Here is a 22,625-nt window from a genome sequence, read left to right on the forward strand (position 1 = left end):
AGGATACTGATGATCTGTTCGCCGGAAAAACGCTTATTCATGGGGATGTCCTCATGTGGCTTGTGATGACATTACTAACATCGGGGTGTGTTAATCAATGGGGAGCAGGTCAGGGGACACCATCGCCCCCCTTTCACGCCCTACTACGCAAACGACTCTGCCACTGTGTCCACCTGCGCCATCTCTTCCCGGCTGAGCAGCATTTCAATGTTTACGAGGATTATCATCCGCGCATCGATCACGCCCAGTCCCTGCAGATAACGCCCCGATAGCACCGAAGCGACGTCTGGCGTCGGTTTGATCTGATCGGCCCCCATCGACAGCACGTCCGCCACGCCGTCGACCACAATCCCTATCACACGGTCATTAAGATTCAACACGATAACCACGGTACTGTCGTCATGGGTCGGTGCAGGCAATCCAAACCGCAGGCGCAGATCAACGATTGGCACAATCACCCCACGCAGGTTGGTCACGCCCGTAATAAAATCCAGGGTATTGGGGATACGGGTCAGACGGTCGCACCCGCGGATCTCTTGCACTTTCAGGATATCAATTCCGTACTCTTCATTACCCAGTCTGAAGACCAGATACTCCTGAGCGATTGCGTCGACACTTGCGGGTTTACTGGCTAGTTCTACAGTCATGCTTTTACTCTCTCCCCTGAGGGGGTGTCACGTTGAGCGTTGAGAGCTCAATCACATCAAGGATAAGCGCCACGCTGCCATCCCCGAGGATGGTCGCTGCTGAGACGCCAGGAACTTTGCGATAGTTCTGTTCAAGGTTTTTCACCACCACCTGCTGCTGTCCGATAAGCTGGTCGACCCAAAGCGCATAGCGGCAGCCCGCACTTTGCACAATCACGACTATGCCCTCATCGGCCGGGGCTTCTCCGGCGACAGTCAGCCGCTGACGCAGCATCACCAGCGGCAGATACTCACCGCGTACATGAAGCAGGCGCTCTTCCCCCACAAAGCGGCATAACATCTCCTCGGTGGGGAGAAGCGACTCCATCACCGCGCCGAGCGGCAGAACGTAAATCTCGTCCCCCACCTTCACCAGCATGCCGTCGAGTATGGCGAGGGTGAGCGGAAGAATAATGCGAACCGTCGTTCCTGCCCCGGGTTTAGAGAGCACATCCACATGCCCCCCCATTGCCAGGATATTACGTCGTACAACGTCCATCCCCACGCCGCGCCCGGAGACATCAGTGACGTTCTCTGCCGTCGAGAAACCGGCGGCGAAAATCAGCATCCAGACATCTTCATCGCTCATTGAGTCACTGATGGTCATCCCCTGCGCCCGCGCCTTCGCGAGAATTTTTTCGCGATTAAGCCCCGCGCCGTCATCGCTAACTTCAATGACGATGTTGCCGCCATGGTGTTCGGCCGAAAGCGTCAGATTACCGACCACCGGCTTCCCTTTCGCCAGGCGCGCTTCCTGCTCTTCAATACCGTGATCAAGGCTGTTGCGAACCAGGTGGGTGAGCGGATCGATAATGCGTTCAATCAGGCTCTTATCCAGCTCCGCGGAACCGCCTTTCAGGGTCAGTTCAACCTGTTTGTTCAGGCGAGAGCCCAGATCATGCACCAGACGCGGGAAGCGGCTAAAGACGTAGTCCATCGGCATCATGCGAATCGACATGACCGACTCCTGCAGTTCGCGGGTGTTACGTTCCATCTGCGCCACGCAGCCGGAAAGCAGGTCATAACTGGCAGGATCAAGCGTGCGCGATAACTGAGATAGCATCGCCTGGGTAATAATAAGCTCACCGACCTGATTAATAATCTGATCGACTTTCGTCACCGCCACGCGAATGCTGCTGGACTCCTGGCTCGCCGCACGGGGAGCCGGAGGCGTCTTCGCGACAGGCGTACTCACGCCAGCCGCGACAGGATCATGAACCGGCACAACGGGCTGGATGTCGATTTGCCCGGCCTCAAGCACGAAACAGAGCACCGCAGAAATCTCCTCGGCTGAGGCCGTTGTCAGCAGCGTCACCTTCACGCTGTCAGAGGTCGCCTCAACCCCGGTTATCTCGCCCATATGGGTCAGTTCTTCACGCAACATCGTCTGCTCACGAACATCGATGTCGCGCAACGTCACCAGAAGCGCGACCTCTTTATCCTGAGTCCCCGGCAATGGCGACTGCGGCGCTTCAACAGCAGGTGGTGCCGTTTTTCCTTCCAGCGCAATCGCTCTCAGCGCTTCGCAGATATAGCGAAAACTTGCGTCATCAGGCTCCTGCGAAGACTGATAGGCTTCCAGTTGCGCTTGCATAATGTCCTTACATTCCAGAAAAAGGTTAATAATCGACTGACTGAGCCCCCGCTCCCCTGCCCGCGCCTGATCAAGCAGGTTCTCCAGCAGGTGAGTGGTCTCCTGTAACACGCTAAAACCGAAGGTGGCGGCTCCACCTTTCAAAGAGTGTGCGGCGCGAAAGATAGCGTTAAGCTGCTCCTGGTCAGGCGCATGTACATTAAGCTGCAGAAGATGCTGCTCCATCTCGGCCAGCAGTTCCTCTGCTTCGGTAAAGAAGATCTGCGAAAAATCATTCATATCCATCGGTATAGCCTTGCACGTTTTGCAGTTTTAACGCATCCGCCGCGCCGTCTGCGCGCTGAATCTGCGTCTCTTCCAGGCGAATCTCCTGCTCTTTCGACCGGCTGAGTACCAGAATGCTGATCCGGCGGTTAACGGCGCTCTCCGGGGAAGTATTCTCCATCGGCATTCGGCTGGAGGTGCCGATAACGCGCAGGAAACGCTGATCGTCGAGGCCGGCTCTGACCAGCACCCGGCGAGCGGCGTTGGCGCGTCCGGATGAGAGTTCCCAGTTGCTGTAGCCTCCATCGCCTCCGGCATACGGCAATGAATCCGTATGGCCGGTCAGGCTCAGGGCGTTTGGCAGTTCCTGAAGCAGCGGCACCAACGCCTGCAAGATGCCGTTCATGTAGGATTCAGGCAGTTCGCTCCCCACGCGGAACATGGGGCGATCCTGCGAATCGGTGATTTGAATCAACAGCCCGTCGTTGGTCAGGTTCAGCAGAATGTTTGATTTAAAGTTGTTCAGCCGCGGGTCGGTTTCGATCATCCGCTGCAGCTTCGCCTTTGCCTGCTTCAGGCTTTCGAAGCGTTTGTGCTGCTCTGCCTTATTGAACTGTCCTTTAAACACCTCACCTTCCCGTTTGAGGATGTCATCGCCGCCGCCGGGGATGATGCTATCGCTCAGGCTGGTTTTATTGCCGTTAGCCATCGAAGGTTTGAGCGGCATACGGAAGTAGTCGGCTATCAGCTCTCTTTCCATATCGGTGGACTGCGACAGCAGCCACATCACCAGGAAGAAGGCCATCATCGCGGTCATAAAATCGGCATAGGCAATCTTCCACGTCCCGCCGTGGTGCGCGTGTTTTTTCTTTTTGCGCTTACGTGAAATGATGACTGGCGTGACGTTCTTCATGCCGGGCTGTCCGTGGTTTTAGTCTTCAACGTGGCGCTGGATTTCACCTCACGGACGTGCTCTTCCAGCTCCTCAAACGAAGGGCGCTCGCTGGTAAAGATGGTTTTGCGGCCAAATTCAACGGCAATCTGCGGCGCATAGCCGTTGAGGCTGGACAGCAGCGTCACTTTAATACACTGCAAAATTTTGACCTGGTCAGAACTCTTCTGACGCAGCAGGGTGGCCAGCGGAAGAACAAATCCGTAGGCAATGAGAATACCGAGGAATGTCCCGACCAGCGCGTGGCCAATCAGCATGCCCAGTTCGGCGGCAGGACGATCGGCGGAGCCAAGCGCATTCACCACCCCCATTACCGCCGCGACGATACCAAACGCCGGAAACGCATCGCCAACCGTGTTAAGGCTGTGCGCGGGCACTTCCAGTTCTTCTTCGCAGGTCTCGATCTCCTCATCCATCAGCGCTTCTATCTCGTGCGAGTTCATGCTGCCGCCGATCATCAGGCGGAAATAGTCGAGGATAAAATTGCTGAGCATCGGGTCGCTCATCAGACGCGGGTAGGCGCCGAAAATATCGCTGTTCTGCGGATCTTCAATATCCTTTTCCAGCGACATTAGCCCGTGAACGCGGCTCTGTGACAGCAGCAGGAACATCAATGCCATCAGATCCATATACACCGCTTTGTTATAGCGTCTGCCTACAAACAGTTTGACCAGCGCTCTGCCGGTTGCCTTCAGGGATTTCAAGTTGTTGCCGACGATAAATGCCCCGACACCGGCCCCGCCGATAATAAGCAGTTCCAGCGGCTGGAACAGCGCCATAAGATTGCCGCCAGAGAGGATAAAGCCCCCAAACACGGTCAAAATGACAACAAGATAGCCAACAATAACTAACACGATTTCTCCTTTCATTTTTCGACTGATGCCGGGTCTCCCGGCATCAGGTAAACGCCATCTTGCGCATTGCCGTTGTCAGAGAGTTACGCCGTCATAATCTCTGGCGTACTCAGGTTCCCCAACTGCCCGGAATGGCTCACCTGCGATTTTTTCAGCGCTCGGGATGGCGGGCTACACAAACTGCAGGTAAATGGGTTTTTAATAAACTCAGTGGTGACAATAAAACCACCGTTACAGACGCTACAGGCCTTACGGGAAATAATGCCGCACTCAATAAACCGCAATAATGTCCAGGCGCGAGTTAACCCCAGCACCGGCTTTTCATCAGAACAGGTACTGCACTGTTCGAGATAAAGGCGGTAGGTTTTTATCAGCGTTTCAATTGAACGCCCCTGCTCCGTCTTTTTCAGATAAAGGTAAATGTTGTAGAACATGGAAGAGTGAATATTCTGCTCCCACGACATAAACCAGTCCTCTGAAAAAGGCAGCATGCCTTTCGGTGGAGGGCAGCCACGTAATTCTTTATATAAGCGAAGAAGACGGCGACGGCTGAGTGACGTTTCAGATTCCAGCACCTGCATTCTCGCCCCGAGAGAAATTAACCCCATCGCGATGTTTGTTTCGTCAATTTCCTGCAGCAGACTTTTTTCACCACACATATTTCACCTCCTCGGCAACCACAGCATCTTCTTCGCTTAACGTGTTGAGAAGATCGGTAGATAAAATAATGCCAGTATGGATCTGCTGCAGTGCTTCGATACGAGAATCTTTAGTCAGATTTTCGATAACCACCTCATCATCAACACGCAAACGGCAAATAAGTTGATTAGTCGTGGCCAGTTTCATTAATTGTGGCAACGAGAGTTCTTTAAGGTTATCGATAGTTCCTTCAGATAATCCGAGGCGAAATCCGGCCGCAAACTTGTCCTGGCGAATCAGTTGTTGAGCCAAGAGCAGATAGGACAAGTTAATATCATGAATATTTTGCAGATACTCGTCGAAATTAGACACAGGTGAAAGCTCCCAATGTTATTTAGCCATTGAATGGCATGTCAGTTTAGATACTTATAGTGATCGAACTGATGCAGAGAGTCTTTTGGTATTGATATTCACTGACGTACTTATTACATCATCAGCAAATGAGCTGTTACCTTATTCAATGCCAAAGGAGGCTGCATCACAAAACTGGCAAAATCATAAACACTCGGGATTTCTCGAACAAGCGGCAGAAATTTCGCTAAATCGACAAATCACTGTTAATCCATTGATTTTAAAAGTTAAAAAACCATTGTTAAACGTTATTAAACCTCTGATTTAATGATTAAACTGACCTTAAACTGCCGTTAACCCTGTTAATGTTAAGCAACTGTAATTATTAACCCGCAGACTCCATGCGACTTCTTAACCTTTTTAAGGCCAGACTATGGAGCTGACTTACGCGCGTTTCCGTGATCCCCAGAACCAGCCCAATCTCTTTCATGTTCAAATCCTGAAGATAATAGAGTTGGAGTAAAACCTGTTCCCGTTCGGGTATAAACTGAATATGGGCGGTAATCTGCTCTATCAGATCCTGCTTAATGGTGTCATGCAGCGGATTAAGCTGCTCGTTCTCTTCACCATTTGTTTCCCAACTGTCGGCGTAATTTTCCTGCAACTCGTCTACGGAATACATCTGGCTGCTGTTGTTGTCCGCCAGCATCTGCTGAAATTCTCTCAGCGATACCCCCATGCGCTCAGCAATATCAGCCTCGGTGGCTTCCCCACCTTTTTCCTGCTCAATTTGATGAATAACAGCGACGATTTCCCGCGTATGCGTTCTGACTCTTCGCGGAACCCAGTCGTTTTCCCGTAATTCATCCAATAAAGCCCACTTCACGCGCTGGGTGATCCATGCGCTAAGCGTTACTCCTTTTTTTGGGTCAAAGGTTTCCACTGCACTTAAAAAACCCATCGCCCCGGCCTGTATTAAATCATCCAGCTCGACGCTGGCAGGAAGTCGCTTAATCAACCGCAGCGCTTCCTGCCGCACCAGATAATGATACTTTGACCACACTACCGTTTTATCTTCCAGCCCTTCGGCCGTATAAATACCGTCCACGATCATATTCCACCTGAGATTCTCTTTGAGAATTATCCGGTGAAGCATCGTATTCAAATAGTGCAATAAGCCTTTATAATAATGCGCATACTGCTACTTCATTTTATACCATGCTTTATCCTGTAAATAGCGGACAGTAATACGCGCTATTAGCAAGATTAAAACGTTTCCCACTGCGCCAGGCTATTCTCTACCGGGCGTTGCGGTTTATTAGGCTCCGCCTTCGCCATTTCCACGCCGCTCTCCTGATTCAGCCTGAACTGCGCCACCAGTTTCTCCAGCGCATCGGACTGGCTCTCCAGTTCACCCGCAGCCATTGCCGCCTCTTCAACCATCGCGGCGTTCTGCTGAGTCACCAGATCCATTTCGTTAACCGCCTGCGAAATCTGGTTAATACCTGCGCTCTGCTCGTCTGATGCTGAGGTGATTTCCCCCATAATCTGCGTCACCTGGGACACAGAAGTGACGATATCGCGCATCACGGTGCTGGCCTGCCCAACCTGGCGTGAACCGGTATCAATATTGCTAACGCTGGTATTAATTAACTGATTAATCTCTTTTGCCGCATCGGCACTGCGTTTTGCCAGGTTGCGCACCTCTTCTGCCACCACGGCAAAACCACGCCCCTGCTCGCCCGCGCGCGCCGCTTCTACCGCCGCATTAAGAGCCAGAATATTGGTCTGGTTGGCAATGCTGTCGATAACGCCGTTAATATCGGCAATCTGACGGGAACTTGTGGTGATCTGCACCATAATCTGCTCCAGACTCTGCATCACTTCACCGCCGTTATGCGCGTTGGTGCTGGCGCTTTCCGCCAGTTCACGCGCCGCATGGGCGTTGTCCGCATTCTGACGCACGGTGGTTTTGATCTGCTCCATACTGGCCGCCGTCTCCTGCAAAGCCGCCGCCTGCTCTTCGGTGCGCGAGGAGAGATCGTTATTGCCGTGGGCGATTTCCTGGGCATTGGCGTGGATGCGCTGAACGCTTTCGCGGATCCCCAGAATAGTGCTGGTCAGAGAAGTACGCATACTCTCCAGTTCCGTCAGCATATGGCCAATTTCATTCTGGCTGCCGCTGTCAATGGTCTGGCTCAGATCGCCTGCCGCCACGCGGCGCAGCGTCTCTACCGTGCTCTCCATTCGACGAACCAGGGTATGACGCAGCCAGAAGCGAATGGCAAACAGCATCGCAATCGACATCAACACCACAACCAGTCCAACGGTCATAATGATCTGGTAATCACGCTCCGCTTCAAGGATATAACCTTCATTCAGCCGCGTGCTGGCGTCGGTGTATTGTTCTACTTTGTTACGCAGCGTGGTGCGCAACTCCATATCACTTTCCAGCGAACCGGTATATCCCGCCGGGTTTTGCAGATAACCAAGCTTCACTTCCGCCACTTTATAGACATCATTGAAAGCGGCATTGACCTCGGCGGCAAGACGACTCTCTTCGGTCGTATTGAACGGCGAGCTCATAAAATCCTTCATATTGTTATGGGCTGTTTTCAACACATTCCGCGTATGCGTCGCCACGCTTTCAGATATGGGATTACCGAGTGCGGCCTGCAACATCAAACCGTTGGTATTCGCCATCACGGCGCTGATGTTATAGGCCGCATCGCGCATCTGATCGTTATTTTCGGACGCCACCACAACCCGTTTAAAATTGTCGTTATTGGAAACCGCGTTGTAGACCGAAAAAGCGGTTACGCCAAATAACATGGTGGCGATCAGGCCGATAAGCAGGCTGATCGCGGTATAAATCTTCATTTTTGCCAGCATTGTTTTTCATCCGCTCCGCACAGGATAAGCCATGCGAAGCAGACGCCTCAGGAAAGGGAAAGGTTTATTGATTAAACAGATTCATCGTCTGCATTTTTTTGTAGACGAACATGGATGAGTTGAACGCCAGTTCGGACATTTGCGACTCCGAAACCAGGGATACCAGCATGCCAGTGTCGGCGCCAATCGCGTTCTGTACTTTGATGATGGTGTCGTTAATCAGCACATCCCCGGAGAGATCCAGCCTGTCAAGCTGCTGCAGATTGGTGCCGATTTCAGCCTGTACTTTACCCAAACGATCGATACCCGCATCGATTGCTTTACTGGCAGCACTCAGCGCGGCGTCCAGCATGGTATCATCAATTGGATCCATGCTCAGTGCGGCAACGGCATCATTCAATATCGGAAAAATATCGCCAAAAACCTCATCACCCAGATGGCCTGTTTGCATTTCCGCACCATCCGCCACCGTTTGTCGGCGGGCTTCATTACCGCCCCGGTAGTTACCCACTTCATCAAACGCAGGGGTATCAGTTTTAAAGCCGGAGAAGATGTAACGACCGCTACTATCACGGGTGTTAGCCAGATCCAGAAGGTTTTCGCGGATCCCTTTAATCTCCTCCGCCAGCGCCTGGCGATTTTCAGGTGAATAGGTGTCGTTATTCGCCGCTACAATCTTGTCTTTCAGCGTCGTGGTCATCAAATTACCCACGCCATTGAGGATATTGTCCTGAAACTCCAGCGCACCGCGGGCACGTGAACGCACGTTGCTGTAAAGTTCCAGTTTTGCCAGGGCATCCTGCTGTTTTACCGCATCCGTCGCGGCAGCCGGGTCGTCCGATGCCTTCAGCAGCGTTTTCCCTGCAGACATCCGTAAATAGACATCATTGCTTTGGCTCATGCGCTTCGTCATATTCTCGGCGCTATTCTTATACATATAGAGCGTACTTAATCGCATTATGGGCTCCTTATCTGATAGCCATCAGCGCGTCGAATAATTCGCCCGCGGTTTTTAAGATCTGCGCATTGGCGTTGTAATATTGCTTGTACATATCCATGTTGATGTACTCTTCATCCATGTTCACACCGGAAAGCGCCTGCTTGTTGTCATACTTGGTGCGGAAGTCAGTTTCAGCGCTACTGGCCTCAGATTTCACGCTTCGCGCACGATCGCCGATGGTGCCGACCAGGCTTGCATAAGCTTCGGTCAGGGTGTTTTTGCCAATCAGCTTCTCATCCTGGATTTTCAGCATCTCTTCGAGGTTTTTGTTATTCCCCTCTTCATCCTTCGCATCGGCGGCAGCGAACTCCTGCGCGCTGGTTATCTTCCGGCTGATCCCTTCGGCGGCTCCGGCCATTGGGTTGAGGGTGAAAGTATCGCCGTTTACAGCGGTGGTCGGGATTGGAACGGTAATTTCGATGCCGTCAAACTTTAACGATCCCGGCAAGCCGGCTTCGAGAGGCACATTACGGCCATCAGCCCCCGTAACGACCCAATCACCGCCGCTAAAGGTGATGGTGTAATCTTCAGATTTAACTTTTTTGTAATCGGTGACACGGATCTGATCAAGCTTGTCGCTGCCCTGATTCTTCGCGTTCGCTAACGCTTTAATATCCGCCAGTGAGAAGAGATCGCCCCCCGGATCGCCATCCGCCGTAAAGCCCTGCCCGTTCTGCTCGTTCATGCGATTCGCCATCATGAACGCAATCTGATCCAGCTCCTGACGGGCAATGGTGAGGTCTTCATTGCGGAATTTGAACAGCCCACCAAGGCGCCCCTTAGTGAAGCTGTCTTCATCGAGCGGCGAGGCGTTACCGTTGGCATCCACATACGACACGATGGTTTTGCTGGGGTCTTTATCCGACGGCGACGTTTGCAGCTTATAGGCCTTATCGCCGGATACCAGCGGACGCCCATCGGACAGCAGCACGCTCACCGTACCGCTACTCTGGTCTTCGGTAACGGTGATGCCGATATGCTCGCTCATCTGCTCAAGCAGGGCGTCGCGCTGGTCGAGCAGATCGGCGGGCGGAGCGCCATTCCCCTGGGCGCGCTCCAGTTGTTTGTTCAACTCCGCCAGTTGCTGGGTATAGCTGTTAATGTCTTTGGTGCTTTGCTCAATCTGCGTGTTGGTGCTTTTTTCCAGCGCAGTCAGGCGCTTCGCGCTGGCGTTGAAGCGGTTAGCCAGAGTGCCAAGGGAGTTATAAACCGCGGCGCGAGCCGGGCCATCAGCCACATCACCGCTCAGGGTCGACATCGCCTTAAACATGTCATTCAGTGATACCGACACGTTATCGGACTCATCGCCCAGCATGTCATCGATATCGGTCAACTGTTCCATCCGCCCGCCCAGAGAGGCGTAGTGGGAAAGGGAACCGCGGAGCTGGTTGTTAGCGAAGGCGTCATAAGCGCGTTCAACGCCGCTGACCTTAGCGCCATAGCCGAAGAAGCCCTGCTGGGTGGAGCGGCCGCCGAGCTCGCCGACGATTAGCGTTCGACGGCTGTAGGTGCCGGACAACCCGTTGGTCAGGTTGTCCCCTGTCACCCGCAACATCGCCTGCGACACGCTGAGGCCCCCTCTTGCGAGGTTATAAAGATTATTCATTGTCTGTGGGTATCCTTTTTGCTGGCCCGGCCGTTACTGCCAGGCCAGAAAGTTCATGGTTCTGCTTATTTCATCGGTGATAACAAAATTATCTAAAAAATTTTGTCGATATCCTGTCGGTAAGCATTCACACCCTGCTGAATATCGCCCTTAACCTTCTGAATAATGGTAATTAGCTTGTTGGCATACGCCGGATCGGTGGCATACCCGCCCGCCTGCAATGCCTTTGCCCCCTGCTCTGGCGAGCCGGACTGCACCACGCCGCGATAGCGCGGGTTTTTAGTCAGCAGCTTCGCGTAATCAGAGAGCGCATGGGCATACGAGTCATAGACGCGGAACGCGGCTTTCACCTTCTTCTTCACGCCGTTGATATATTCAGTGGTAGTAATTTCCGTGGTTTTTCCGTTCCAGTCTCCGGTGGCCTTGATGCCAAACAGGTTATGGCTCGGGCTACCGTCGGCCGCAGGAATTTCGCGTTTCCCCCAGCCCGACTCCAGCGCCGCCTGGGCGAGGATAAGATGAGGATGAAGACCGCTCTGCTGCGCGGCCTCCTGCGCCGGGCGCAGCAGGCGGGCAATAAACGGATGCGCCCCCTCCGCCGGTTTGGCGAACGACACCGGCGCGGGCAGGCGCAGCGGCCCGGTCGCTGGCGTCGATGCAAGCCCAGGACGCAGCAGGTCGCGCCCCGGCGTCGATACCACAGGCGCCTCGCTCTCTCCGCCAAGCTGGCGGACGATAAGATCGGCAAAGCCGAGCTGACCACTCCCGGCAATCTCCTGCGCAACCTGCTGATCGTGCATCGCGGTATACATTTCGGCCGACTGACTGTTGAGCAGGTCGTCCTTGAACGTGGCATCGCGCATGCTTTTCATCATCATCTGCACGAATACCCCCTCCAGTTGCTTCGCCGCCGCCTTCAGCGCGCCGGGCGTTTGCCGCCCGGCCTCCCGCTTCAGGTTATCCAGCGAACGGACATCGAAGGCGGGCTGGTCAAACTTGTCGAAGGCGTCCATCAGTTCACCTCCAGCTTCGCTCGCAGGCACCCGGCATTTTTCATGGCCTGCAACACGGACATTAATTCATTTGGCGTCGCCCCCAGGCTGTTCAGCGCGCGGATCACCGCATTCAGGTCGGTACTGCTGCGCACATGTTGCAGGGAGCCGCCGCTGTCGCGCACGGAGATATCGGTCTGCGGCACCACCACCGTTTCACCGCCGGCAAACGGCGTGTCTGGCTGACTGATGATATTGTTCTGCATCACTTCAACCGTCAGGGTTCCGTGCGCCACCGCGCAGGAGTCCAGCGAGACGTAGCGGTTCATCACCACCGAGCCGGTACGGGAGTTCACAATCACCTTCGCGTCCTGCACGTTCACCCGCAGCGGAATATCCTGGATATTGGCGAGGAAACGCACGCGGGATGGGCCGTCCGCTGGCGCAAAGAGCCGCACGGTACGGGCATCTTCCGGCATCGCCGCCCCGCCGCTGTAGCGCTGGTTAATGGCATCGCTGATCTGCTGCGCCAGAGAGAAATCGCTCTCATTAAGCTGCAGGCGCACAATGTTCTGGGTCGCGAAATCGTTCGGCACCTCACGCTCAACGGTGGCTCCCCCGCTGACGCGCCCGCCGTTCAGTTGATTGACCTGCACGCGGCTGCCTCCCGACTGGGCACCCGCGCCGGAAATCAGGATATTCCCCTGAGCGATGGCGTAGATCTGGTTATCCACCCCTTTTAGCGGCGTCATCAGCAGCGTTCCGCCGCGCAGGCTTTTGGCATTGCCCACCGACGACACCACGATATCCAGCTTGTCGCCGGGGCGCGCAAACGGCGGCAGCTCGGCAGTCACCATCACCGCCGCAATATTTTTAAGCTGCATATTGGTGCCCGCCGGCACGGTGATCCCCAGTTGAGAGAGCATGTTATTCAGGCTTTGCCCGGTAAACGGCGCCTGCATGGTCTGATCGCCAGTGCCATCAAGCCCCACGATAAGGCCGTAGCCCATCAGGGCGTTGGATCGCACGCCCTGCACCGTCGCCAGGTCGCGAATACGTTCCGCGTGCGCCAGTTTCGGCATGCCGAGCGTCATGCCGTAGAGCAGGATGCTGAGAAAAAACAGAATAGATTCTTTTTTCATGGTCATATCAGAATGGTGAAATGTTCAGGAACAGACGCTGTAACCAGCCCATGTTTTGCGCTTCGTTGATATAGCCGTTGCCGACATACTCAATGCGCGCATCCGCCACCTGAGTGGACGGCACCGTATTGCTACCGCTGATAAAGCGCGGGTTAACCACCCCGGAGAAGCGGATAAACTCCGTGCCCTGGTTGATGGCGATTTGCTTTTCACCCACGACCCGCAGGTTGCCGTTCGGCAAAAGCTCATTGACGGTAACGGTGATCGTTCCGGTAAAGGTATTGCGCGCCGCCGCGCCCCCCTTGCCGGAAAAATCATTTTTCCCTTCCGCGCTGAAATCCGCTTTCCCGTCACCAAGCCAGCTTCCGGCTCCGGTCGGCACAGCAAGCAACTCCATACCGGCCGATCCATTACGGTTAGCACTGGCGGAGGAACTTTTGCTGGCGCTCACGTTTTCCTGCAGCAGGATAGTCAACGTGTCACCCACGTTGCGCGGACGGCGATCCTCGAACATCGGCTGATAGCCGTAGTTCATGGCCTGCCCTGACTGAAACAGTGAGCCGCCGGTCGCAGCCGGTGCCATCGGTAATGGTGTTGCCGTTGTCGGGCCCCCGACGAGCGGGGTTTGCATAATGTGCGCGCAGCCGCTCAGCAGCAGCGCGCTTGCCAGCAGCGCGCTACGCAGCGCGGTTGTCGGGGTTTGCATAGAAAATATATTCATTTCAGTGTCGATAAAATGTCTGGCCGCACGGGCGGCCAGAGAGGGACATTACAACTGGGAGAGGCGCTGCAACATCTGGTCAGATGCCGACACCGCTTTACTGTTGATTTCATAGGCGCGCTGCACCTGAATCATTGTCACCAGCTCTTCCGCCACGTTGACGTTGGAAATCTCCACGTAGCCCTGTTTCAGCGTTCCCGCGCTCTCCATGCCGGGGTTCAGCTCGTTTGGCGCGCCGGAGGATTGCGTCTCTTTGTAGAGGTTGCCGCCAATGCTCTCCAGACCTGCGTTGTTCACGAAGGTCGCCAGCGTCAACTGGCCAATCTGTTGCTCCTGCGCCTGCCCCGGCACCTTCACGCTGACTATGCCATCGCTGCTGATGGTCAGTTTGGTGGCACCCTGCGGGATAACGATCCCCGGCTGAATCGGATAGCCTTCGGCATTCGTCAACTGCCCATCCTGGTTTGGCACAAAGCTGCCGTCACGGGTGTAAGCAGTGCTGCCATCCGGCATCTGCACCTGGAAAAAACCATCGCCTTCAATGGCCGCGTCATAATCCTGACCCGTCGGGTTCAACCCGCCCTGCGTGTGAACCCGCTGGGTAGAAACCGGACGCACGCCGGTACCCAGTTGCAGACCCGATGGCAGGGTGTTCTGCTCGGTTGACTGGGCGCCTGGCTGGCGCATGTTCTGGTACAACAGATCCTGAAACACCGCGCGCTGGCGCTTAAAGCCGTTGGTGTTAACGTTCGCCAGGTTGTTGGAGATAACGTCCATATTGAGCTGCTGTGCTTCCAGCCCGGTTTTTGCGATCCATAAAGAACGAATCATGTTGTGACTCCTTGCGCGAAGTTAGCTCACGCTTAGTAGCTGGTTAGCCTTCTGAGCATTCTCATCGGCGGTGCGGATAACCTTCATGTTCATATCGAACCCGCGTGAGTTGGCGATCATCTCGGTCATCGCCTGCACCGGGCTGACGTTACTGCCTTCTATCGCTTCCGGGGTCAGACGCAGGGTTTCATCCTGCTCCAGCACCTGCTCACCCGCGGCACGGAACAGGCCGTCATCGCCGTGCAGCATGGCGTTCATTTCAGCGTTGACCAGCTTGATACGCCCCACCGGCACCAGCGCGGTCGGGTCATCACCCATGCCGAGCGCCGAGACGGTGCCATCCGTGCCGATAGTGACATGCGACTGCGGCGGCACTTCCAGCGGCCCGCCGTCGCCCATCAGCGGACGCCCGCCGACGCTCAGCGCGCCATCCTGATCCACCTCGATGACGCCATTGCGGGTATAGCCTTCGCCGCCCTCTTCCGTCGCCACGGCCAGCCAGCCATTTTGCGGCAGCGCGACATCGAGGCTGCGCCCGGTATGAGTAATGGGCCCCATGGTGTTGTCATGAAACGGCGTCGACTCCGCCACCAGCGCACGGGTCTGCAGGGTATCCCCGTTAATGGGTACCGAGCGGAACGCCGCCAGTTGAGAACGAAAACCCGCCGTCGAGCTGTTCGCCAGATTATTTGAGGTGACCGCCTGGCGGTTGAGCGCCGCATTGGCGGCGCTCATGGCGGTATAAATTGCGCGATCCATCACTCAGCCTTAACGCAGGTTAACCAGCGTCTGCAGAACTTCAGACTGGGTTTTAATGGTTTGTGAGTTGGACTGGTAGTTACGCTGATAGAGGATCATATTGACCATCTCATCGCCCAGGTTGACGTTAGAGGCTTCCAGCATGCCGCCGTTGATTTTGCCGAAACTGCCGGTATTAGAAGTGCCAAGGAATGCCTGGCCAGACTGCACAGTTTCCGCCCACAAGTTACTGCCCTGTTGCTCCAGCCCCCCGGGGTTGGCAAAGTCTGCCAGCACCACCTGAGCCAGAGTCTGGCGCTTAGTGTTGCTGTAGATTGCAACCACTTCGCCAGTATCGCTGATTTCAAATCTGCTGAATTTACCCGGAGCCTGACCGTCAATGGTGTCCAGCTTAACCTCTGTGTCGCTGGAGAATTGGGTGATATTAAGATCCAGTTTAAGTGCGAGAGGGTCTGAACCGTTATATTTTTTGCCCGCAATATCCAGCGTGACAGGGGTCATTAAATTACCGTCAGGGCCAAATTTCAGCGTTGCCTTAGTGAATTTGCCCGGTGAAGTTGAGTCCTGTGCGTGAACCTGCCATTGGCCTTCCTTCGTGTGCACGTAATAGACTTTAATCGCATGCGCATTACCCAGGCTGTCTGTCGCGGTTACCTCGCTAACATAGTTATAGGTGTCTGGATTGGTCGCATCAAAACCAGGCGCCGACGGAATGAGTTTATCATCCGACTTCAGGTTGCCGGTTACAGCCCCTTTGGTGGAAGCCGCTGGCGGCATATCGTCTTTCGGAATACGAATCGGCCCAACCTGCGCTCCTGGGTTGATCACCCCATCGGTGGCCTGATACCCGGTTAAGAACATATTGTTCGTTTTATTGATGATAAAACCGTTTTCGTCTTCTTCGAACTGACCGTTACGCCCGTAGAAAACGCTGCCATCGGCATTTTCCATACGGAAAAAGCCACGCCCATTAATCCCCATATCCAGGTTCGAATTTCCGCCTATAATATCGCCGTTGGTAAAATCCTGGCCAACCCCCGTCGCCTGTACCCCCAGCCCCATGGAACCGGCGAAAACATCAGCAAAGGCGATGGAGCCCGCTTTAAACCCGACCGTCTGGGAGTTGGCGATGTTGTTACCCACCACATCCAACGCTTTTGCTGCGGCACTCAGACCGCTAAGACCTTGTGAAAAACCCATTTTTTAGATTCCAGAAAGTAAGTAATGGTTATTTTTGAATGACGAACACTTTGCTCATCATGATCGGATCGTGATTGAGCAGATGCAGAATCGGCCCGCTCGGATCCATGGTGACGCCCTGCACCTGCTCCTGAACCAGGCCTATCACATCCGGCTTATCGCCTTCCGGGTTGCTGGCTTCAAAGGTGATGGTGTATTCGCGATCGTGCGGCGGGCCCGGCTCCGGTTTGAAGTCCTGCAGATCGTCAAGGTTGTAGGTGTGCATGCCCGTTTTCACGTTCTTCAGTTCAGCGGTATAGGCGTTGCCTTCGCTGTCTTCGAGGGTGACAGTCACCGTCTCGGCATCGCCTGTCAGCGCGAAGTTGAAATCATCCGAGTTACTCGGCTGTTCCACGCCTTCCTGCTGAATGCCAATACCTGCTTCACCAAAGGAGACCTTCGCGTCCCCTTCGATCAATACACTGCGTCCCACCCAGGAGGAGGCGCTCATGCTGCCAAGCTGCACCATCAGCGCCTGCACGCTGGCGACCGAGGTGTTCAGTTTTTCCACGCCCGCCGCCATATTGAACTGCGCCAGTTGCGAGGTGAGCTGGTTGTTATCCATCGGGTTAGTGGGGTCCTGATTTTTCATTTGCGCCACCAGCAGCGTCATAAACTGGTTCGACAAATCGGCCGCACTGCTGCCCGTTCCGTTATCACCCACACCGCTGTTGTTATTAATTGAAGAAACCGCCATATCGCTGCCTTACTGACCAAGGGTTAATGTTTTCAGCATCAGGCTCTTGGCGGAGTTCATCACTTCCACGTTGGCCTGATAGCTGCGGGAGGCAGAAATGGTGTTGACCATCTCATTCATCACGTTGACGTTTGGCATCCGCACATAGCCCTGCTCGTCGGCGAGCGGATTGCCCGGCTCGTAGACCATGCGATCCGGCGCACTGCTTTCCACCACTTCGCTGACCCGCACGCCGCCAATATCCTGGCCTGCTGCGTTGTCGAGGTTGAAAACCACCTGACGAGCGCGGTACGGCTGGCCGTCCGGCCCTGCCACGCTGTCGGCGTTGGCCATATTGCTGGCGCTGACGTTGAGGCGTTGAGACTGGGCCGCCATCGCTGAGCCCGAAATATCAAATACGCTAAAAAGCGACATGGCTTATTACCCCTGACTTAGCACTGTCATCATTTTCTTAATATCCGCGCCCAGGAATGTCAGCCCTGACTGGTATTTCACGGCGTTATCCGCAAAATTGACGCGTTCACGATCCATATCCACGGTATTACCATCAGCGCTCGGTTGATCCGGAATACGATAGAGCAACTGACTGTCGTCAAATGGCATCGCTTTACCTTCAATATGCTTATTTGACGTTAATGACAGGGATACGGGGTTTTTCGTCATACTGTTATTTTCCATCGCATTTTTTAACTGCTGCGGAAAATCGATATCCCGCGCCTGGTAGCCTGGCGTATCGGCATTAGCAATATTTGAAGCTAAAATATCCTGGCGGCGCGAAAGCAAACCTAACGCTTGCTGTTGGAAGCGAAAGGCATCATCAAGTTTATTCATAACAACAGGCTCCTGCCTCGCATAATGTAAACTGCGATAGTGTAGTCAGCGTTGGTGAAATATCACACCGCAAAGACCCAACACAAATAAGCCTATTTAAAGAAATAGAAACAGAGAGGAAATAATTAAAACACTGAAGGATTTAAATGCCGACAAAAGTGTCATTATTTAAAGCAATAAAACCCTCCCCGGCACGTATATAATTTAGCCACATTTATTATGAGAAAGGCAATAAGATGAAGTCCCGAATAGCCGGTGCAGTATTTACCGTACTGCTCAGCACGGCTCCCGCCGCAGCCAGCGTCGCCTCAGAACAGTCGGCAAAGCAGCGCCTGCAGGTGAAACTCGATGCGCTTATCGGCCAGACGCAGAGCGCTAATAATCTGGTGCGCACGGCAACCCTGCTTGCCACGCCTGCGCAACTGGCTGCCGTCTGTGAAAACCCGGAGTTCAGCCTGGTCGGCAATGACAGCCGTCTGACCGGTAAACGCACCGTCCTTGCCCGCTGCGGCGCCCGTCGCCATTTTCTGCCGGTGCGTATCAGCGCGCAGGGCACCTGGTGGGTCGCCAGTCAAAGTCTGCCTGGCGGCGCTATTGTTCAGCGTAGCGATATCGAACCCGTCACCGGTAGCCTCGACAACCAGCCAGGCGGTTTAGTCTTTAACGCCGACGAGATTATCGGCCAGCGCCTGACGCGCGCGATTACCGCCGGGAAACCGCTGCTGGAAAATCAGCTCCGTCAGCAGTGGCGACTGCGTGCCGGGCAAACGGTAGACCTGGTGACAACCGGTTCGGGGTTTCGTATTCGCAGCCAGGGAAAAGCGCTGAATAACGCCGCCGTCGATGAAACGCTAAAAGTCAAAACCGCAAGCGGGCTCACCGTGAGCGGAAAAGTGGGCGCGGACGGCCAGGTGATGATTATTTCACAACAATAAATTTTAGCTTTTTTGTGAATCTCCGATGAAAGGGGTATAGGTCACAAACATTATATTTCTGCGAGGACAATCATGAGCATTACCAGCAGCCAGAACACCGCCCCTGTTGCGAAAATCGCCCCGACTCAGGAGCTGCGCGCCCGCACGCAGCCACAGGAACAAAACGCAGCCACACACAGCGTGAAAAGCGACAAAACCGACGTCACGCTCAGTTCGCTGACAAGCAAAATTCAGACTGACGACAGCCGCGACGTCGACCACGCTCGGGTGGATGCCATCCGCGCCGAACTGGCGGCAGGTACACTGCGCATTGAGCCTGAGAAGATTGCTCAGGCGCTGGCGCAGGAAATGTTTCCGTTTTAACCGTTAGCAGGCCCCCTATGGACAAGCTTTATCCCATTCTCACACAAATGAAAACGTCTCTGGATGAACTGGAGGCGATCATGATTGAAGAAGTGAACCAGCTCAACCGCGCGCAGATTAACCCGGTTTCACTGCAGGTGCTGGCTGACAATAAAAGCCAGCTTCTGTCGACCATTCAGTATTACGACGATATGCGTCGCCAGCAGGAGCAGCTTTGCCGGGCGGAAGCCCCCTACCCAGGCCTCGGTAAGCTGTTCGCCAGTTGGCAGCAGGTCAGTGAAAAAGTGCGGCACTCCAAAGCGCTGAATCAGCAGGTGGAATCCCTCCTGCAAAGCCATATGAAAAAAAATCAGCATATCCGCAAGGCGATTGAACAGGCCGGGCATGCCGGTTCGCTGTATGGCCCTGCGGGCGAGTCCAGCCAGGCCCCGACCGGGCGTAAATACAATATCAGTATCTGACGGTTCCTTTCTGCGTTGTCCTCTTTTACCCGCCTCCGGCGGGTTTTTTTATAAGCTGCGTATAAAAAATGCCCGTTAAACGGGCATGTTAGCGTGGCGGCAGGCCAGGAGAGTGATCGGTTAGACCGCGGTATACGCCTTCGCGGAGGCGCGGGATTTACGCATTGTGGAGAGTTCGCTGCTGATTACCGCCATACGCGCCTGAATCGCCCGCGTCAGGTGTGCATCTCTTTCGAGCAAATGGGTAAGCTGCGCCGTTACCTCTGTTCTGGTATAGCGGGCCAGTTGCGTTAAATCGACTTCACTCAGGGTGCGCATGCCTATAGAGTAGGCCATCGACTCATCAAAAAATGCCTCCCATTCGCCAGCATCGGCCAGTCTCAGCAGTTTGGCGTTACTCACCTGCATCTGCTCAATCAGCAGCATGATGTCATTATCCATGTTTCACCTGTTTCTGTTGTGGGGCGATTGACTGCCAGGTTTCAGACATCCCGCTCATCAGTGAAATAAGATGGGGCAGCTTTTCGCCCGACTGGGTCAGATTCGCCTCCAGCAACGTGCGGGAGACATACTCATAAAGACTCTCCAGTTCGGTGGCAATCTTGCCCCCTTTTTCGTGGTCAAGCCCGGCGCGCAGGCCGTTGTCGATGATATTGATCGCCCGCGAGATCATCTCGCCGCGACGGGCGATATTACCGGACTGGAAGTAGATCTCTGCCCGGCGCATGGCGTTAATCGCCCCGTCGTAGAGCAGAACAATAAGCTGATGCGGCGTGGCGCCCGTGACCTGGCTTTCAAGCGAGATATCGCTGTAGGCGCTGTTACCTGTTTTGGTGTACATCGTAAAATCCTGCCGGGCGGGGCTTCCGCCCGGTCATCTGTCAGTGATAAATACCGCGATTACATGCTTTGTGATAATTCCAGCAATGACTGTTGCAGTCGGTTACTCATACTGCTCATATCGCTCATGATTTTATCGAGGCGCTGATACTCTTTCTCACTGCGCAGCATAGCCTCTTCGATACGCCTTTCCATTGCGGTGATCTGTTTGCCAATCCGTGAATCCTGTTCCCGTAGCGACTTCAGCGCAGTTTCAATGACACCATCTTCTTTTTTGATCGCATCCTCATCGCCGAGGTAGGTATCAAAAATCCCCTCCATTCGCTCTTTTATCCCCGGTTTCTCACCTTTGCCGAGGAACAGGGCTTCAACCTCTTTCGGGTTATCCTTCAGGGCAGCATCCAGCTTTTTGTTATCGATAGACAGAGTGCCAAGCGTACCGGTTCGTTCATCACCGGTTTTACCGTCGAACTTCACGGTAATGCCGAGACTGCCCAGCGACTGGATAAGTTCGCCGGCATCGGGGTAGTTACCGCTGATGGTGGATTTCAACTGGCTGGTAAGGCGGCGCAGGGAACCGTCACTGAACAGCGCACCGTTGGTCGGATCGGGCTGCACCAGGGCATCCGAATTGTTATCGCGCTCAGGGGCGGTGTATTTGGTCGCGCTGGCAGCGGTGCTGAGATAACTGTTGTAGTTTTTGACAAACTCCTCAATCAGCGTTTTCACCTTCGAGGTGTCTTCGGTGATGGTAAGGGATTCTGTTTTTAGTTTATCGGGGTCGGAGGGATCGCTGGTGTCTTTTTCCGAAACTTCGCGCAGCTCAAGGGTCACGCCGGTGATCAGATCTTTAATCGTGTTAGAGCTGCGAGTGGTCTCTTTGTTATTCACTATAATGATTGCGTCTTCTGCATCGGTAACTGTTTTTGAAGAAGCAAAAGCGCCTATTACTTTCGGATCTCCAGTGACATCAATCGTCATCTCACCGGTGGTACCGGTTTTTCTGGAGGTAAGAACAAGCTGATGTTCCTTATCACTGTTGGTAATCACCTCTGCGATTACATCGCCATTTTGCGCATTGATCTTTTTTGCTATCTGATCGAGTGAGGTCTCATCGGCCTCTAACTCCACTTCCAGTGGTTTAGCACTGCCCTCCATGCTGATTTTCACATGCGCTTTGTCGGAACCGATAGGTTTGGTGCGTGACTCCTGGGTGACGCCCACTTGATGCGCTTTCGCCAGTTGCTTTACCGCAATTGAGTAGCTGTTAGGCATGGCCTCACTACTCGCCGTCGCTTTAAAGGTTTTGTTGTCGCTGACGCTGACGCCGTTAAAGCCCTCATCTTCCAGTTTACCGAGATTGTCTTTCAGCGTACTGAGCGAGCTGGAAATAGACCCCCAGGCAGATATCTGCCCTTTATAGGTACTCTGTTTTTGCAGATACGGGTTCAGCCTTTGTGACATAGCTTTACGTTCGTTAGTCAGCCATTCATCAAATGGTAACCCGGAACCTACGCCTAAAAAATTGGTTGCTGCCATAATAAATTGTCCTGTTGAAAAGAGATAACCTGTCCCTCTTTCTATCGGGGAAAGACGCACTAAGTTTAATTTTTCTCTCGCCATAACAGTATGGTTAACAGGCCGGAAAACAAACTCTTTCGCTTATTAGCGCATTGACTAACACAATGCTGAAAAATACCTACAAAAGTGAACGCTTTTCCCTGAGTAATAAAAAAAAAGAAAAAATAATTTATCCCCTTGTTAATTCCCCCGATGAATGAGGTATGCGCAGCAACACACGCATTTCTCATACAGTCGTTATCATTTAAAAGGATATAACAATGGCACAGGTCATTAATACTAACGCGTTGAGCCTGATGGCTCAGAACAACCTGAACAAATCCCAGAGCCAGTTGGGCACCGCGATTCAACGCCTCTCTTCCGGTATGCGTATCAACAGCGCAAAAGACGATGCG

General features: G+C 53.9%; 26 protein-coding genes. 4 read left to right on the forward strand and 22 right to left on the reverse strand.

Features of this window, described 5'->3' with window-relative positions:
* Window positions 1-143: 143 nt before the first annotated feature.
* From VSR74_RS22785 to flgB, 19 genes are all read right to left on the reverse strand, one after another.
* The gene (locus tag VSR74_RS22785) at window positions 144-647 is read right to left on the reverse strand and encodes a chemotaxis protein CheW (protein WP_347796773.1); all 504 of its coding nucleotides are present in this window, start codon (window positions 645-647) and stop codon (window positions 144-146) included.
* Window positions 648-651: 4 nt separating this feature from the next.
* Window positions 652-2,565 (reverse strand): chemotaxis protein CheA, encoded by a 1,914-nt coding sequence (gene cheA / locus VSR74_RS22790; RefSeq protein WP_347796774.1) that lies wholly within the window; start codon window positions 2,563-2,565, stop codon window positions 652-654.
* A complete protein-coding gene (gene motB / locus VSR74_RS22795) occupies window positions 2,552-3,457 on the reverse strand; it encodes a flagellar motor protein MotB (RefSeq protein ID WP_347796775.1) in 906 nt (301 codons plus the stop codon). The genes cheA and motB overlap by 14 nt, the downstream gene beginning before the upstream one ends.
* The gene (gene motA / locus VSR74_RS22800) at window positions 3,454-4,350 is read right to left on the reverse strand and encodes a flagellar motor stator protein MotA (protein ID WP_347796776.1); all 897 of its coding nucleotides are present in this window, start codon (window positions 4,348-4,350) and stop codon (window positions 3,454-3,456) included. The genes motB and motA overlap by 4 nt, the downstream gene beginning before the upstream one ends.
* Window positions 4,351-4,433: 83 nt before the next feature.
* Window positions 4,434-5,009, reverse strand: coding sequence for a flagellar transcriptional regulator FlhC (gene flhC, locus VSR74_RS22805; protein ID WP_347796777.1), 576 nt, complete (start codon window positions 5,007-5,009; stop codon window positions 4,434-4,436).
* Window positions 4,999-5,361, reverse strand: coding sequence for a flagellar transcriptional regulator FlhD (gene flhD / locus VSR74_RS22810; RefSeq protein WP_347796778.1), 363 nt, complete (start codon window positions 5,359-5,361; stop codon window positions 4,999-5,001). Before flhD ends, flhC begins: the two co-directional genes overlap by 11 nt.
* Before the next feature lie 364 nt (window positions 5,362-5,725).
* A complete protein-coding gene (gene fliA / locus VSR74_RS22815) occupies window positions 5,726-6,448 on the reverse strand; it encodes an RNA polymerase sigma factor FliA (RefSeq protein WP_347796779.1) in 723 nt (240 codons plus the stop codon).
* 158 nt (window positions 6,449-6,606) lie between these two features.
* Complete coding sequence (locus VSR74_RS22820; protein ID WP_347796780.1) at window positions 6,607-8,232, reverse strand: methyl-accepting chemotaxis protein; 1,626 nt, start codon at window positions 8,230-8,232, stop codon at window positions 6,607-6,609.
* A 64-nt stretch (window positions 8,233-8,296) separates the two neighbouring features.
* Window positions 8,297-9,190 (reverse strand): flagellar hook-associated protein FlgL, encoded by an 894-nt coding sequence (gene flgL / locus VSR74_RS22825; protein ID WP_347796781.1) that lies wholly within the window; start codon window positions 9,188-9,190, stop codon window positions 8,297-8,299.
* A 10-nt stretch (window positions 9,191-9,200) separates the two neighbouring features.
* Entirely contained in the window at window positions 9,201-10,838 is a 1,638-nt protein-coding gene (flgK, locus tag VSR74_RS22830) for a flagellar hook-associated protein FlgK (protein WP_347796782.1), read from the reverse strand.
* A gap of 92 nt (window positions 10,839-10,930) precedes the next feature.
* Window positions 10,931-11,851 carry a flagellar assembly peptidoglycan hydrolase FlgJ gene (flgJ, locus tag VSR74_RS22835; RefSeq protein ID WP_347796783.1) on the reverse strand — a complete coding sequence of 307 codons (921 nt, stop codon included), beginning with the start codon at window positions 11,849-11,851 and terminating at the stop codon, window positions 10,931-10,933.
* Complete coding sequence (locus VSR74_RS22840; RefSeq protein WP_347796784.1) at window positions 11,851-12,978, reverse strand: flagellar basal body P-ring protein FlgI; 1,128 nt, start codon at window positions 12,976-12,978, stop codon at window positions 11,851-11,853. The genes flgJ and VSR74_RS22840 overlap by 1 nt, the downstream gene beginning before the upstream one ends.
* 1 nt (window position 12,979) lies before the next feature.
* On the reverse strand, window positions 12,980-13,693 hold the full coding sequence (locus VSR74_RS22845) for a flagellar basal body L-ring protein FlgH (RefSeq protein ID WP_411914280.1): 714 nt from the start codon (window positions 13,691-13,693) through the stop codon (window positions 12,980-12,982).
* Between the two features lie 48 nt (window positions 13,694-13,741).
* Window positions 13,742-14,524 (reverse strand): flagellar basal-body rod protein FlgG, encoded by a 783-nt coding sequence (flgG, locus tag VSR74_RS22850; protein ID WP_347796786.1) that lies wholly within the window; start codon window positions 14,522-14,524, stop codon window positions 13,742-13,744.
* Window positions 14,525-14,545: 21 nt separating this feature from the next.
* Entirely contained in the window at window positions 14,546-15,283 is a 738-nt protein-coding gene (locus VSR74_RS22855; RefSeq protein WP_347796787.1) for a flagellar basal body rod protein FlgF, read from the reverse strand.
* Between the two features lie 9 nt (window positions 15,284-15,292).
* A complete protein-coding gene (gene flgE / locus VSR74_RS22860) occupies window positions 15,293-16,483 on the reverse strand; it encodes a flagellar hook protein FlgE (RefSeq protein WP_347796788.1) in 1,191 nt (396 codons plus the stop codon).
* Window positions 16,484-16,511: 28 nt separating this feature from the next.
* The gene (locus tag VSR74_RS22865; RefSeq protein ID WP_347796789.1) at window positions 16,512-17,219 is read right to left on the reverse strand and encodes a flagellar hook assembly protein FlgD; all 708 of its coding nucleotides are present in this window, start codon (window positions 17,217-17,219) and stop codon (window positions 16,512-16,514) included.
* Between the two features lie 9 nt (window positions 17,220-17,228).
* Complete coding sequence (gene flgC / locus VSR74_RS22870) at window positions 17,229-17,633, reverse strand: flagellar basal body rod protein FlgC (protein ID WP_347796790.1); 405 nt, start codon at window positions 17,631-17,633, stop codon at window positions 17,229-17,231.
* 6 nt (window positions 17,634-17,639) lie between these two features.
* Entirely contained in the window at window positions 17,640-18,050 is a 411-nt protein-coding gene (flgB, locus tag VSR74_RS22875; RefSeq protein ID WP_347796791.1) for a flagellar basal body rod protein FlgB, read from the reverse strand.
* Between the two features lie 236 nt (window positions 18,051-18,286).
* Here flgB and flgA point away from each other — a divergent pair, with 236 nt between their 5' ends.
* From flgA to VSR74_RS22890, 3 genes are all read left to right on the forward strand, one after another.
* Window positions 18,287-18,985 carry a flagellar basal body P-ring formation chaperone FlgA gene (flgA, locus tag VSR74_RS22880; protein WP_347796792.1) on the forward strand — a complete coding sequence of 233 codons (699 nt, stop codon included), beginning with the start codon at window positions 18,287-18,289 and terminating at the stop codon, window positions 18,983-18,985.
* 72 nt (window positions 18,986-19,057) lie between these two features.
* Complete coding sequence (gene flgM, locus VSR74_RS22885) at window positions 19,058-19,348, forward strand: flagellar biosynthesis anti-sigma factor FlgM (RefSeq protein WP_347796793.1); 291 nt, start codon at window positions 19,058-19,060, stop codon at window positions 19,346-19,348.
* A gap of 17 nt (window positions 19,349-19,365) precedes the next feature.
* Window positions 19,366-19,809, forward strand: a complete 444-nt coding sequence (locus tag VSR74_RS22890; protein WP_347796794.1) for a flagella synthesis protein FlgN — start codon at window positions 19,366-19,368, stop codon at window positions 19,807-19,809.
* A gap of 120 nt (window positions 19,810-19,929) precedes the next feature.
* On the opposite strand, the gene VSR74_RS22895 is transcribed toward VSR74_RS22890, so the two are convergent.
* The 3 genes from VSR74_RS22895 to fliD are packed head-to-tail and all read right to left on the reverse strand — an operon-like array spanning window position 19,930 to window position 22,188.
* The gene (locus tag VSR74_RS22895) at window positions 19,930-20,250 is read right to left on the reverse strand and encodes a flagellar protein FliT (RefSeq protein WP_347796795.1); all 321 of its coding nucleotides are present in this window, start codon (window positions 20,248-20,250) and stop codon (window positions 19,930-19,932) included.
* Window positions 20,243-20,650 carry a flagellar export chaperone FliS gene (fliS, locus tag VSR74_RS22900; RefSeq protein ID WP_347796796.1) on the reverse strand — a complete coding sequence of 136 codons (408 nt, stop codon included), beginning with the start codon at window positions 20,648-20,650 and terminating at the stop codon, window positions 20,243-20,245. Before fliS ends, VSR74_RS22895 begins: the two co-directional genes overlap by 8 nt.
* A 59-nt stretch (window positions 20,651-20,709) precedes the next feature.
* Window positions 20,710-22,188, reverse strand: a complete 1,479-nt coding sequence (gene fliD, locus VSR74_RS22905) for a flagellar filament capping protein FliD (protein WP_347796797.1) — start codon at window positions 22,186-22,188, stop codon at window positions 20,710-20,712.
* A gap of 302 nt (window positions 22,189-22,490) precedes the next feature.
* Here fliD and VSR74_RS22910 point away from each other — a divergent pair.
* Window positions 22,491-22,625: flagellin N-terminal helical domain-containing protein (locus VSR74_RS22910; protein WP_459349931.1), on the forward strand; the 135-nt coding region annotated here is incomplete at its 3' end.

The sequence above is a fragment of the Pseudocitrobacter cyperus genome, assembly GCF_039889165.1.
Classification (GTDB): Bacteria; Pseudomonadota; Gammaproteobacteria; order Enterobacterales; family Enterobacteriaceae; genus Pseudocitrobacter; species Pseudocitrobacter cyperus.